11 protein-coding genes are annotated in these 13,519 nt (G+C 43.3%); 10 read left to right on the plus strand and 1 reads right to left on the minus strand.

The window, feature by feature from the left end; translation table 11 throughout:
- Positions 1–23: 23 nt before the first annotated feature.
- On the minus strand, positions 24–611 hold the full coding sequence (locus AC1DU2_RS19385; RefSeq protein ID WP_477386153.1) for a TlpA family protein disulfide reductase: 588 nt from the start codon (positions 609–611) through the stop codon (positions 24–26).
- A gap of 264 nt (positions 612–875) precedes the next feature.
- On the opposite strand from AC1DU2_RS19385, the gene AC1DU2_RS19390 reads away from it, so the two are divergent.
- The 10 genes from AC1DU2_RS19390 (at position 876) to AC1DU2_RS19435 (ending at position 13,286) form a co-directional block, all read left to right on the plus strand.
- The gene (locus AC1DU2_RS19390; protein ID WP_477386155.1) at positions 876–1,424 is read left to right on the plus strand and encodes a hypothetical protein; all 549 of its coding nucleotides are present in this window, start codon (positions 876–878) and stop codon (positions 1,422–1,424) included.
- Between the two features lie 245 nt (positions 1,425–1,669).
- Positions 1,670–2,602: a hypothetical protein gene (locus tag AC1DU2_RS19395; RefSeq protein ID WP_477386157.1), complete on the plus strand. Its 933-nt coding sequence runs from the start codon at positions 1,670–1,672 to the stop codon at positions 2,600–2,602.
- A 26-nt stretch (positions 2,603–2,628) separates the two neighbouring features.
- A complete protein-coding gene (locus AC1DU2_RS19400; RefSeq protein ID WP_477386159.1) occupies positions 2,629–4,182 on the plus strand; it encodes a vanadium-dependent haloperoxidase in 1,554 nt (517 codons plus the stop codon).
- 29 nt (positions 4,183–4,211) lie between these two features.
- Positions 4,212–5,027: a hypothetical protein gene (locus AC1DU2_RS19405; RefSeq protein WP_477386161.1), complete on the plus strand. Its 816-nt coding sequence runs from the start codon at positions 4,212–4,214 to the stop codon at positions 5,025–5,027.
- A 96-nt stretch (positions 5,028–5,123) separates the two neighbouring features.
- Positions 5,124–6,230 carry a hypothetical protein gene (locus AC1DU2_RS19410; RefSeq protein ID WP_477367822.1) on the plus strand — a complete coding sequence of 369 codons (1,107 nt, stop codon included), beginning with the start codon at positions 5,124–5,126 and terminating at the stop codon, positions 6,228–6,230.
- A gap of 205 nt (positions 6,231–6,435) precedes the next feature.
- The gene (locus tag AC1DU2_RS19415) at positions 6,436–6,900 is read left to right on the plus strand and encodes a RidA family protein (RefSeq protein ID WP_477367826.1); all 465 of its coding nucleotides are present in this window, start codon (positions 6,436–6,438) and stop codon (positions 6,898–6,900) included.
- 94 nt (positions 6,901–6,994) lie between these two features.
- The gene (locus AC1DU2_RS19420; RefSeq protein WP_477386163.1) at positions 6,995–8,107 is read left to right on the plus strand and encodes a D-TA family PLP-dependent enzyme; all 1,113 of its coding nucleotides are present in this window, start codon (positions 6,995–6,997) and stop codon (positions 8,105–8,107) included.
- 11 nt (positions 8,108–8,118) lie between these two features.
- A complete protein-coding gene (locus AC1DU2_RS19425; protein WP_477386165.1) occupies positions 8,119–9,189 on the plus strand; it encodes a dipeptidase in 1,071 nt (356 codons plus the stop codon).
- 154 nt (positions 9,190–9,343) lie between these two features.
- Positions 9,344–11,941 carry an MGH1-like glycoside hydrolase domain-containing protein gene (locus tag AC1DU2_RS19430; RefSeq protein WP_477386167.1) on the plus strand — a complete coding sequence of 866 codons (2,598 nt, stop codon included), beginning with the start codon at positions 9,344–9,346 and terminating at the stop codon, positions 11,939–11,941.
- 412 nt (positions 11,942–12,353) lie between these two features.
- Positions 12,354–13,286, plus strand: a complete 933-nt coding sequence (locus tag AC1DU2_RS19435) for a sugar phosphate isomerase/epimerase family protein (RefSeq protein ID WP_477367841.1) — start codon at positions 12,354–12,356, stop codon at positions 13,284–13,286.
- Positions 13,287–13,519: the final 233 nt, after the last annotated feature.

Consider the following 13,519-nt stretch of genomic DNA (forward strand, 5'->3'; position numbering starts at 1 on the left):
TTCTTTTGTCTTGATTCTTGACTCTATTTCGCTTCTTTCTGCAAAAACTCATTAAACTTATCGCTGTCGTAATCGGCTGCGCCCGTGTGTTTGTATTTTAGCTTGCCGTCCTTACCAAATATTAGCGTTGTTGGTATGGTACCATCCAGTAAAGTATCCGGAAATTTATTAACCGATGTATATAATGGCAGGCTGTAATGATGGTTTTTGAAGTACGTAGCCGACTTTAGCAGGTCGTTATCGGTATCAACCATCACAAAAACAATATTGGCGTTATTTTTAAACTTCATGAAAAGCTTATTAACTGATGGCATTTCGGCAAGGCAGGGTGGACACCAGGTGGCCCAATAATTCACAAATACCACTTTGTTTTTCAGGCCGGATATAGATATAATATTTCCTGATGTATCCCGGTAACTATAGTCGGGTAGCCTAACAAGCTCTTTATGGTTACGGGCATAATCATCAGGATCTGGCTTAAAAGCACCAACTGCCATCAGCCCACGTATGAGTTCGACTTTGGCGCTAGGGTTTAGCCAGGTAATTACAACCAATACCATGAGCACTACAAATATGATATTTGATGCCGAAAAGTGTTTTCTATTTATCATTTCATAAATTTAATCGGTGTAAGGGATGAAGCAAGGTAACTAATTGAGAACATTTTACAGTTAATACCGAGTTTAAAAATCGCGAGATTTTACAACTCGCCAGGGGCTATTTTGTTGTAATAAGTAATTATTATCAACTAACCAATTGATTTATCAATGCGTGTTTAAAACCTTGCGGGCTGCAATTTTTAAATTTATTTGTTTTAATAATATTGTAACAATATATTTACCGGTAATTATTACCCTAATAGTTAATCTGGAAAAGTGAAAAGGTTTATTGCAATACTATTACTTAACGTGCATCTGTTCAATTTGGGCGGATACCAGTTTGTATTTCAGTATTTCATACATCAATCCGAGGTACAGATAGTGAAAGAGATTTACGAAAACAAGATTGACGCTACCAAACTTGTCGAAATCAAAATTCCCGTTCACCTTCCCGGCATAAAAAAATGGGATCATTATGTTAGGGATAACGGCCAGTTACAGCTAAAAGGTGTTTATTATAATTATTTAAGATACAAAATGTCGCCTGATACCATGTCGTTCATTTGTATCGCCAATAGCGTTAAAACCCGCCTGGTATCTGCCAATCTGGTTATTGCTAAAGAAATCAATGACGTACCGCTCAGCAAAAAAGGTCACGATTCGCTTAAAAAGTCGGGCACAGGGAACGATTATAGTTTCCAGGTAATAGACTATCAGTTTGTTGCCTTTTCAACACTGCTTAAAGCCGTTGCAAGCCCTATAGCCTACCATGTTAACGATCCCTACATTGAATCGCCCGGCAAACCGCCGAATTTTATCTGCTAATTATAGCTTATACATTATGATGTTGAATTGTTCTTTATCAAAAAAAAGATAAGTACAGTTTGGTTATCCATTTGATAACTTTTAATAGTGCCCGTGGTGCTGTAAAAGTAATATTTGGTAACACATATTATGAGCTTCCCTGCTTTATGCTGAATTAATATTTAACGCCCCGTATTGTGCTTTAAATCATTTTCTATCAGTTAGTTTATTATTAAATTTTTATTGAATTTCCTTACTTAAATAGAATGAAACATTCATTGCTGTATTTTTACAGATGCTGTATTGTTTTGGCTGTCTGCCTTACTTTAACTAAACATGTACAAGCCCAAACCGATGCCGACGCGCTGATGATTCCCAAAAACTACGTTTGCGCTGCAGGTGTTTATACACACAGCCAGTGGGATCATTATTGGGAAGGTACTTTTAAACGCGATGCGCCAAACATGGGTACTGTAAGTTCGAATGCTTATATGCTCGGCTTTGTTTATGGCCTTTCAAACAAAATCAATGTATCAGTTGCACTGCCTTATGTTAGCACGAATGCATCAGCGGGCACTTTACGCGGCGAACATAATTTACAGGACGTAAGTGCGTATGTAAAATGGCTGGCTGTTAAACATGAGATAGGTAAAGGATCTTTGAGTTTACATGCTATCCTTTCGGGCTCGATACCTGCAAGTAACTACGAGGCTGATTTTTTACCATTGTCTATTGGTTTGCACAGTAAAAACGTTGCTTTACGTGGTTTGCTCAATTACCAGGTGAGCCAGTTTTTTGTGGCTGGTGCCTATCAGTATGTGCACAGGAGCAATATCACTATCGATAGAAACTCGTATTACACTACCGAAATGCATTACACCAACGAGGTGCAAATGCCTGATGTTTCTAATTATTTAATCAGCGCCGGTTTCCGGAGCCTTCAATTTAATGCCGAGGCTACTTTTACACAGGTTGATACACATGGTGGCTTTGATATCAGGAAAAACGATAATCCTTTCCCAAGTAATAAAATGAATTCGCAGATTGCGGGCCTCATCCTTAAATACACATTTACCAAGATACCTGGGTTAGAACTTACAGCAGGCGGCAATTATGTATTGAAAGGCAGAAATGTTGGTCAGTCGCGCAGTTTCTACGGTGGTATTTACTATATTTTTAACACCAGGAAAGAGAAATAATTTTTAATAATATAAAAGAGAATCTGATGAAAAAATCATTACTTTATATAATACCATCAATGTTTATAGGTGTAGCTATATTTAGCGCATCCTGTAAAAAAGACATTGTAGACCGCACTCAACAATACCCCGCACTTGCGCCCGCTAATATTGATCTTAATGCCGATACCTGGAAACCTGTGCTGGTTAAAGATTTTAGCACACTTACTGTAGCTGCACCTGATGCAGTTACATCACCTGCTTACCTGGCAGATATTAACGAAATTAAGGCAGCGCAACGTAATTTAACGGACGACCAAAAAGCATCTATCAAATACTGGAGCGCAGGCGCTGTTTTAAGGTGGAACGAGATTATGCGCGAGTTGGTGGCCAAACATAACGTTGCACCATATCAAAATGCAGATGGTACCTATCCTGCGCCAAACTCGGCCAACCCCTTTAATTATCCCGAATTTCCGTTCTCGAACCCACCATATGCCGCACGTGCCTATGCTTACGTAAGCGCAGCTCAGTATGATGCTTTGTTGGCTGCATGGCACTTTAAAAATACCTATAAACGTACGGCCCCATACAAAAATGATGCGGCTGTACAAGCCCTGGTGCCGGTTTCCGAGTTGCCATCGTACCCAAGTGAGGATGCCGTTGTTGCCGGTACCACGGTCGAGTTGATGAAATTATTGTTCCCTACCGAATTGGCTTATATCAACCAAAAAGCGCAGGAAGAAAAAGAATACCGCATAATGGCAGGTGCTAATACACGTGGCGAAATCACAGCAGGCGAATCATTAGGAAAGCAGGTTGCGGCCTTGTTTGCGACCCGCGCCCGTGGAGACCGTGCAGGTAAAGCAATTGGTACCCCGGCTGTTTGGGCAACTTTACAAAGCACAGCATTTGAATCAGGAAAGTTTTGGGTGAGTTTAGAAACACCTAAAAGGCCGCCAATGTTACCTTTATTTTCAAAAGTGCTCCCGTTTTTGTTTGATACATTAACTGTTGTTTCATTGCGCCCGGCCCCACCTTATTTATCTACTTCAGCCGAATTTAAGAAAGAAGTTGATGAAGTATTATCGATGAGCAAAGACCATAGCCGCGCACATGAAGAGCAAGTTGCTTTTTGGGCCGATGGGATTGCAACTTATACGCCGGCCGGCCATTGGAATGCTATTGCTGCCGATGAGTTTGTGAAACAAAATTATAGCGAAGTACGCTGGGCCCGTAACTTTGCCTTACTAAATATGGCCGAGATGGATGCAGCTATAGTTTGCTGGGATACAAAATATTTTTACTTTAACCAACGCCCATCGCAGGTTGATCCGCTGATTAAAACGCTAACAGGTGTGCCAAATTTCCCGGCTTATACATCGGGGCACTCTAACTTTAGCGGCGCAGCTGCCACTGTATTAACTTATTTATTACCTGATAGGGGATCTAAGTTTACAGATTTGGCCCAGGCAGCTGCCATGTCGAGGTTGTATGGCGGTATCCACTTCCGCAGCGACTGTGAAGTTGGTTTGGTAACCGGCAAAGCAGTAGGTCAATTCGCGGTTAACAGGGGTAAGGCAGACGGAGCAGGATTATAACGAGTAGGGAGAGTTTAAGATACAATAAAATGTCGCGTTTAATTTCAGATAAAAATATATACTACACGCTCAGATTTGCATCAGCAATGTGTTTTATAGGTCATGGTGCTTTTGGCATCATCACCAAACAAATATGGTGTAACTATTTTGCAGTAGTTGGTATTGGGCACGATATGTCGTACACGTTGATGCCATATGTGGGCATGATGGATATTGTGTTTGGTTTGTCGTTATTGGTATATCCAATACGTGCGGTAGCAGGCTGGCTGGTAGTGTGGGGGATAATAACAGCCTCCATGCGTCCTTTATCGGGTGAGCCTTTTGCCGAGTTTATTGAACGCGCAGGTAATTTTGGTGCTCCCTTCGTGCTGTTACTATTGCAGGGTGGTTTTAAAATGCCGCTAAAAAAATGGTTCGGCCGGATGAATGACGACGTAAACCTTGATGCACATACCTTAAAAAATGTTTTAACTTGTTTAAGGCTGTTCGCGTTCCTGCTGCTGTTGGGCCATGGTTGGTTAAACCTTATCCAAAAGCAAGGTTTAATTAACCAATACCATGCTTTAGGTTTTAAAGACCCGGGTAAAACTGCGCTAATAGTTGGCATGTTTGAAGTTTTAGCAGCGTTTTCTGTACTAATACGCCCTTTTGCAAATGTTCTGCTGGTGTTTATCATCTGGAAAATAACAAGCGAACTATTTTATCCTAAATACGAAATATTTGAATGGGTTGAGCGCGGCGGCAGCTATGGGGTATTGTTATCCCTATGGTTTGCCGTCAAGCGGTCGCCTACTGGTTTTTTATCATGGTCTTTTAAAAAATCGTCGCATTTACAAACAAATTAATTAACCTAATACCCTGTAAAAAGCAGGTTTTAGCTGGGTTTTATCACCCGGCCTTAATATTCAATTATCTAAACAATAATAAAAACTAAAAAAACTATGAAAGTAATTTTAAAATTGAGCTGTGTAGTCGTATTATTTGCACTTTTTACCACGACAAAAGTAAACGCCCAGGGCTGTGTTGCCATCAGGAGTACAGGTGGTTTGTGCGCGATGGACGAACATCCGGATAGTGCCAGCGCTGCTGCGGGAAGCTGGTTGTTGAATAGCAATAGCCGTTATTTCAGATCGTACAAACATTTTGTTGGTACAGCCGAACAAAAACAACGTATAGCTTTAGGTACCAATGTTATTAACCATTCCTACACCAATGACATAACGCTAACCCGTATTTTTAACAACCGCTGGTCGTTTGCGGTGGATGTACCCATTGTGGATAACAGTCGTTCATCATTATATGAGCATGGCGGTAAAGAACGCTTAAACACACACTCCTTTGGTTTGGGCGATGTTAGGTTAACTGCTTATGCCTGGTTATTAAATCCGGCTAAAGCCCGTAAGGGAAATATACAGGTAGGCTTAGGCTTAAAACTGGCTACCGGCGCTTATAACTACCAGGATTATTTTTACCACCAGGGCACAACCGATGCTAAAGTACTTGGCCCGGTTGATCAATCAATCCAGCTGGGTGATGGCGGTACAGGTATCACAACCGAAATTAATGCCTATTACAATTTTACACACAAATTTGGAGTATATGGTGGCTTTTATTACCTGGTAAGCCCACGCGAGCAAAATGGTGTGTCAACAGCCCGCGGTGGTACTGCAAGTGCCAAAGCTATTGCTAACGGCAGCGATATTATGAGTGTGCCAGACCAGGTTATGCTTAGGGCCGGTGCAAGTTATGGAACAGGTAAATTTGATTTTTCGGCAGGCGCACGTTATGAGTGCTTACCAGTGCATGATCTTGTAGGTGGCAGTAACGGTTTCAGAAGGCCTGGTAATATCCTTTCGGCCGAGCCTGGGGTTACATTCCGTTTAAAAACACTTTCTATTTATGCATTTGTGCCTGTTGCACTGCGCCGTGAACGTACACAAAGTGTTCCTGATAAAATCTCAACCGGTCTTACCGGAACATACACACAAGGCGATGCGGCATTTGCCGACTACGCTGTTAATATTGGAATTACGTACAGATTTAAATAAAGTTGATTCAATGGTTTAAGTAAAAGCCGGGCTTGAGATCCCCGGCTTTTTTTGTTTTTATAGCAAACACTTTTACATTATGCTTCTTCTTTTTATCGTTTTTAATTCACTAGTTACCATATCGTAAGTTTTTAAAATATTTAAATATGTTTGTGCAACTTTGTCAATAGTATTTATAGATTTGAAAATACTATAGTTTTACAACATGAACACTCCCGAAGAAAATTTTGCAGCGTTGGGTTTAAACCTGCCACCTGCACCAAAGCCGCTTGGCGTTTATAAACCATGTTTAGTTGATGGAAAATACCTTTACCTTTCTGGCCACGGAACAGTACAGGATGATGGTACCCTGATTATCGGCCGTATTGGAGATACTATTAATATGGAAGATGGGAAGCTTGCTGCCCGTCAGGTTGGATTAGCTATGCTTGCCACTATAAAAGCAAACATAGGCAGTTTTGACAAAGTAAAAAGGGTAATAAAAGTATTGGGTATGGTTAACTGCACTCCCGAATTTGAAAAGCATCCCTTCATCATTAACGGAGCCAGCGAACTTTTTGCCAAAATTTGGGGCGAAGAAAATGGCATTGGTGTGCGTAGCGCGGTAGGCATGGGATCGTTACCCGATAATATTCCTGTTGAAATTGAGGCTTTGTTTGAACTGATTTGATTTTAGTATCAAGTAGTTAGTATCAAGTATCAAGACCTTAGCAAGGGGAATTCTGAAAATTCTTTAATTCGTTTAATTCCGGTTCAGACAAAATATGGATCAACATTGGTTCACGATAGATAATATTGATAAGCTGGATACTCCGGCTTTGGTTGTTTATCCCGATAGGGTACAGGCCAACATCAATTTGCTTAAAACCATGATTGATGATGTTGCACGGTTGCGCCCGCATATTAAAACCTACAAAAACAAACAGGTTACACAGCTATTGCTTGAAGCCGGGATTAACAAGTTCAAGTGCGCTACTATTGCCGAAGCGGAGTTGCTTGGTATGTGTAAAGCTCCGGATGTTTTGCTGGCTTATCAGCCTGTTGGCCCCAAGCTGGCTAGGTTTATTAAACTAATTCACGCTTACCCACAAACACGGTTTTCGTGTTTGGTTGATAACGATACGGCAGCTAAAGAGATTTCGGATGCTGCCGTGGCTGGTAAAACTACCTTTGATGTTTATCTCGACTTAAATGTTGGCATGAACCGTACAGGTATTGCGCCCGGTTTTGATGCATTGCAATTGTATATGGATTGCGCCGTATTGCCCGGGATTACGCCGGTTGGCTTGCATGCCTATGACGGCCACATTCACGATGTTGATGTGACAAAACGAAAAGAGCGCTGCGACGCCGGTTTTACACCTGTATTAAAGCTGCAACAGGATCTGAAAGCAAAAGATTATCCCGAACCGGTGATTATTGCCGGTGGCTCGCCGACCTTTACCATCCATTCAAAAAGACCTGTTGTAGAATGCAGCCCGGGTACTTTTGTTTATTGGGACAGGGGCTATAAATTGAACATACCAGAGCAGGCCTTTTTGCCGGCAGTATTGGTAGTTACACGGGTGGTATCGTTGCCCGATGCAACCAAACTTTGCCTAGATGTTGGGCATAAATCTATTTCGGCCGAAAATGAACTGAGCAAGCGAATTTACTTTTTGAATGCGCCCCAACTGGTGCCCGTTGGGCAAAGCGAAGAGCATTTGGTTGTTGATGCTGGCAAGGGCCATAGCTATAAGGTAGGCGACGTGCTTTATGGCATCCCACATCATGTATGCCCAACAGTGGCCTTATACGAACGCGTTTATACCATCGAAAATAATACACTTAGCGGCGAGTGGCTTAACCTGGCCCGCGACCGTAAAATAACCATCTGATACCCAAAAATATGTTTGTAATTGATGCCCATTTAGATCTGAGCATGAACGCGCTGGAGTGGAACCGCGACCTTACCCGCCCGCTGGCCGAATTAAACCAGCGTGAAGCAGGGCTTACAGACAAACCCGACCGTGCCAAAGCCGTTGTTACGCTACCGGAATTACGTAAAGGCAATATTGGTTTGGTGGTGGCTACACAAATTGGCCGTTACGTGGCGCCTGGCAACCCATTGCCCGGCTGGCACTCACCCGAACAGGCCTGGGCGCAAACACAAGGGCAGGTGGCCTGGTACAAAGCCATGGAAGATGCCGGCGAGATGGTGCAGGTAAACGATTTAGCATCTTTAGAAAAAAATCTTGCTTATTGGAACGATGGGGCACCCATGGCCGATAAAGCTATTGGGTATATACTGAGTTTGGAAGGCGCGGATTCTATTATAACCGTACAACACCTGGAACGCGCCTACAACTATGGACTGCGGGCTGTAGGCCCGGCACATTATGGCCCGGGCAGGTATGCGCAAGGCACAGATGCCACCGGCTACATGGGCCCCAAAGGGCATGAACTGCTCAAAGAAATGGAGCGCCTGAATATCATACTGGATGCAACGCATTTGTGCGATGATAGTTTTTGGGAGGCGCTTGATCATTTTAACGGCCACGTTTGGGCCAGCCATAACAACTGTCGTGCACTGGTGAACCACAACAGGCAGTACAGCGATGAGATGATTAAAGCGTTGGTTGATCGCGGGGCGGTAATTGGTGCTGCATTGGATGCCTGGATGATGGTGCCGGGATGGGTGAGGGGCGTATCAACCCCCAAAGGGATGAATTGCAATATGGAGGTGATGATAGATCATATCGATCATATTTGCCAGATAGCCGGTAACGCCCTGCACGTTGGCATGGGCACCGATCTTGATGGCGCCTTTGGCCGCGAACAATGCCCATATGACCTGGAGACAATAGCCGATTTACAAAAAGTGCCGGATATGTTAAAAAAACGAGGTTATACCGATGTTGATATTGAAAACATGATGCACGGTAACTGGTTAAGGTTTTTGAGGAAGGCCTGGGGATAGAATTTGAATAACCATGTTGTTAAATGTTTTTATTAGTTTCTGGAGTAAAAGGCCCGGAAACATTTTACTCAAATCTTGATTCTTCTTTTTCACCCTCGTGTAAAACATGTCCTATAATTCTGTTAATTATTGCAAATAAGCCTACTTTGCATTAATGAATGCAGAACAAGCAAGATTAAAGGATGCAACCTGGAAAAAGTGGGGGCCCTACGTAAGCGACCGCCAATGGGGTACCGTTAGGGAAGATTATAGCGCCAATGGCGATGCCTGGAATTACATAACCCATGATATGGCCCGCAGCAAAGCTTACCGTTGGGGCGAGGAAGGCATAGCCGGCATTTGCGACCGCCAGCAAAATCTTTGTTTTGCCTTGGCCCTTTGGAATAAAAAAGATCCCATCATCAAGGAACGTTACTTCGGCCTCAGTAATCCCGAGGGAAACCACGGCGAAGATGTAAAAGAATTATACTATTACCTGGATAGCACGCCAACCCACTCGTACATGAAAACTTTGTACAAGTACCCGCAAACCGAGTTTCCCTACGCCTGGCTGGTTAACGAAAGCAAGCGCCGCACCCGCAACGATCCCGAGTTTGAGCTGATGGATACCGGCATTTTTGACAAGGACGAATACTTCGATGTTTTTACAGAATATGCCAAGAACGCCCAGGATGATATCCTTATAAAAATTACCATACACAACAGGGGCGATGTGGATGCTCCCTTAAATGTAATGCCTACGCTGTGGTTCCGTAATACCTGGAGTTGGGGCTATGATCCTTACAAACCAGCCCTTACCGCTAATGGTAATGGCGTAACAGGCATTTTTCATAAAGATCTTGGCCAGCTTTGGCTGCATGCCGAGGGAAACCCGCAAGTTTTGTTTTGCGATAACGAAACAAATGGCAGCAAACTGTACAATTATGATGATGGGCTTAAATACCATAAAGATGGCATCAATGACTACATTGTTCACGGCGCCGATACGCTAAATCCTAAAAATACCGGCACTAAAGCTGCTGTCAATTATGATATCACTATACGCGCTAAACAAAGTATTAGCTTTAGGTTAAGGTTATCGCCCGATGCCAATTATGGCTTCGAGGATTTTGACCACATATTTGATGTTCGTTTAACGGAGGCTAACGAGTTTTACAATGATACCTATAGTAATAAAGATGATGCCGATAGGTGCATGATACAACGCCAGGCTTTTGCCGGAATGCTGTGGAACAAGCAGTTTTATTATTCAGATATCCGCCAGTGGCGGCATGGCGATCCGTCGCAGCCAAAGCCGCCCGCGCAACGGAAAACAGCACGCAACAGTAAATGGAAGCACCTGAACACTAAGGATGTTATTTCGATGCCCGATAAGTGGGAATACCCTTGGTTTGCCGCTTGGGATCTTGCTTTTCACTGCCTGCCGCTGGCAACGGTTGACATGGCCTTCGCCAAAAATCAACTCATATTGCTTACCCGCGACTGGTACATGCACCCCAACGGGCAGCTACCTGCCTATGAGTGGGATTTTGGCGATGTAAACCCTCCTGTACACGCTATGGCGGTTTGGAATATTTACAAAACCGATAAAATAGCTAACGCAGGCAAAGGCGACACCTATTTCCTGGAACGGGTTTTTCACAAACTGATGCTCAATTTTACCTGGTGGGTAAACCGCAAGGATGCCTTGGGTAACAATATTTTTGAAGGCGGTTTCCTGGGGATGGATAACATTGGCGTGTTTGACAGGAACACCAAATTACCATCTGGCCAGCATTTGGAACAAGCCGATGGCACCAGTTGGATGGCCATGTATTCATTAAATCTGCTGCGGATTGCTACCGAGCTTGCCGAAACAGATAAGGCTTATGAAGACATCGCTTCTAAGTTTTTTGAGCACTTTATTTATATAGTTGGAGCGATGTCAAACCTCGGTGAAAACAACCAGGGTTTGTGGGACGAGGATGACGGTTTCTTTTATGACCAGCTCCGGTTTCCTGATGATGGTTCTGTAAAAATGAAGGTACGCAGTATTGTAGGCCTGATCCCGTTATTTGCCACCGAAGTTTTAGATGAAAGAGATATCGTAGATAGTCCTATTTTTACCGAACGCATGAAATGGTTTGCCGAAAAGCGACCAGACCTGGCATCCCTTGTATCCCGCTGGAATGAGCGGAGCAGTACGGGGCGACACCTGATTAGCCTGCTACGCGGCTACCGTATGAAATCCATCCTGAAATATATGCTGGATGAAAAAGAATTTCTGAGCGATTACGGGATTCGTTCGCTGTCAAAATATCATAAAGACCATCCCTACAACATTGAGGTTAACGGGATGCAATTTGGTATTGGATATGTCCCCGGTGAAAGCGATAGTGGGCTGTTTGGCGGCAATAGCAATTGGCGCGGCCCTATCTGGATGCCGATAAACTACCTGATCATCGATAGCCTGCATCGTTTTCATCATTATTATGGCGACGATTTTAAAGTGGAATGCCCCACCGGTTCTGGTATTTTTATGAATTTAGGGGAAGTTGCGGGCGAGCTTTATAACAGGGTATCACGATTGTTTTTGAGGGACGAAAAGGGTAACCGGGCAATATTTGGCGATAATCAAAAGATGCAAACCGACCCTGATTTTAAAGATTACATACTGTTTTACGAATATTTTGATGGTGATACCGGGCGGGGTATCGGCGCATCACACCAAACCGGGTGGACGGGGTTGATAGCTAATTGTTTGCATAAATAGGCGCCATGACAGCGCTTTACGAGCGCTAAAATCAAATGTAAATGCCGCATAAAAGCATTTAACTGGGTTAACATAACTTAACACATTTTGAATGAAATATGATATAAATATTTGGTAGTCAATTATTTGTATTTTATTCATGGTTAACATGAAATTCACGTTTTGGGCAAATTAAACGCAGCGCCATTTGTGTGCCTGTTGGCCAAAATAGTTGCGGTGGTTTGGGTTTTTTAACCAGGCTCAGGCAGTAAAAAGCAAGGTGTCATTTGATGCTTTTTTGTCCCCGACATCATAAGCTTTTCTCTACCGTGGATGATTAGATGAGTTAATGTGTAAAAAAGACACAATAAACTTTAATTTGCTGATAATTATTATTTAGATTTACTGTACCACTTAAAACTAAATTATCAGCATGAATTACAACAGGAGAAAATTTATCCAAAGCACCGGGGCTTTGGTGCTTGGCGGTATGGCCTTATCTGGCAGGGCTGCTTCCTTATTAAGCAATATGGCTGCTCCGCATGCCATTGGTTTGCAGCTATTCACTTTTTTTGGTGTTATTGACGAAGATGTAAAAGGCACGCTTACGAAAATTGCAGCCCTTGGCTTCAAAGACATGGAATCGGCCTTTAGCAAAAAAGGAGGCTACTATGGTATGACACCCAAAGAGTTTAAAGCCATGGTAAATGACCTGGGCATGAACTGGACATCGCACCACGTGTTAGGCGCACCATTTAAACTCCCGCCCGGAACAAAATTGCCAAACGGCGCAGATGGCAAACCGATGGTTATACCGCCAATGAAAAACCTGCGCGATAATATGCAGGAGCTGGTTGATGATGCAGCCGCAGGTGGTATTAAATACCTGGTTTGCGCTAATTCGCCAACAGCAACGCTCGAAGAAATTAAATCGACCATAGAAGTATTGAACAAAACGGGGGAGGCTGCCAAAAAGGTAGGTATCCAATTTGCCTATCATAATCATGATATGGAATTTCATGCCGTTGACGGCAAAGTTCCTTATGATCTTTTGTTGAGCGAAACAGATCCACAGAATGTAAAGATGGAGCTTGACCTGGCCTGGGCCGTTAAAGGCGGCAAAGACCCTGTAGCAATGTTTAAACAACATCCCGGCCGTTTTCCGCTGTGGCACGTAAAAGATCTGGATGCCGAGCGTAAAACTATTTTACCGGTGGGCAGTGGCACTATCGACTTTAAGCCAATCTTCGCAGCTGCAAAATCAGCCGGCATGAAACATTTCTTTGTTGAACACGATGGCCCGAAAGATCCGTTGGCCAGCATTACCAGCAGTATAGGTTATTTGAAAAATACGCTGAAGGTTTAGCCCCACCTAAATCCTCCCCTGAAGGGGAGGACTTAAAGAAAGCTACTCAAAAGTCTCCCCCTTCAGGGGCTACTGTGTGTACACATCTTTTGGAAACTTATCAATAAATAGAAAAATGTCATTTTGAACGAACTGGGGTGGGCTTTAAGCGTTGGCGTGAGGAGAAATCCTATACGTCATGCTTGCAAACTTGCGCGGTGCGATGCAAATCGTATAAGGTTTCTCTTTCGCTC

This window comes from Mucilaginibacter sp. P4_C11, assembly GCF_056402115.1.

Excerpts from the sequence above, each read along its gene's own strand:
- AC1DU2_RS19420 (WP_477386163.1), top strand. The coding sequence starts at position 6,995 with ATGGATCAACATTGGTTCACGATAGATAATATTGATAAGCTGGATACT.
- AC1DU2_RS19385 (WP_477386153.1), bottom strand. The coding sequence starts at position 611 with ATGATAAATAGAAAACACTTTTCGGCATCAAATATCATATTTGTAGTG.
- AC1DU2_RS19400 (WP_477386159.1), top strand. The coding sequence starts at position 2,629 with ATGAAAAAATCATTACTTTATATAATACCATCAATGTTTATAGGTGTA.
- AC1DU2_RS19435 (WP_477367841.1), top strand. The coding sequence starts at position 12,354 with ATGAATTACAACAGGAGAAAATTTATCCAAAGCACCGGGGCTTTGGTG.
- AC1DU2_RS19410 (WP_477367822.1), top strand. The coding sequence starts at position 5,124 with ATGAAAGTAATTTTAAAATTGAGCTGTGTAGTCGTATTATTTGCACTT.
- AC1DU2_RS19425 (WP_477386165.1), top strand. The coding sequence starts at position 8,119 with ATGTTTGTAATTGATGCCCATTTAGATCTGAGCATGAACGCGCTGGAG.
- AC1DU2_RS19430 (WP_477386167.1), top strand. The coding sequence starts at position 9,344 with ATGAATGCAGAACAAGCAAGATTAAAGGATGCAACCTGGAAAAAGTGG.
- AC1DU2_RS19405 (WP_477386161.1), top strand. The coding sequence starts at position 4,212 with ATGTCGCGTTTAATTTCAGATAAAAATATATACTACACGCTCAGATTT.
- AC1DU2_RS19395 (WP_477386157.1), top strand. The coding sequence starts at position 1,670 with ATGAAACATTCATTGCTGTATTTTTACAGATGCTGTATTGTTTTGGCT.
- AC1DU2_RS19415 (WP_477367826.1), top strand. The coding sequence starts at position 6,436 with ATGAACACTCCCGAAGAAAATTTTGCAGCGTTGGGTTTAAACCTGCCA.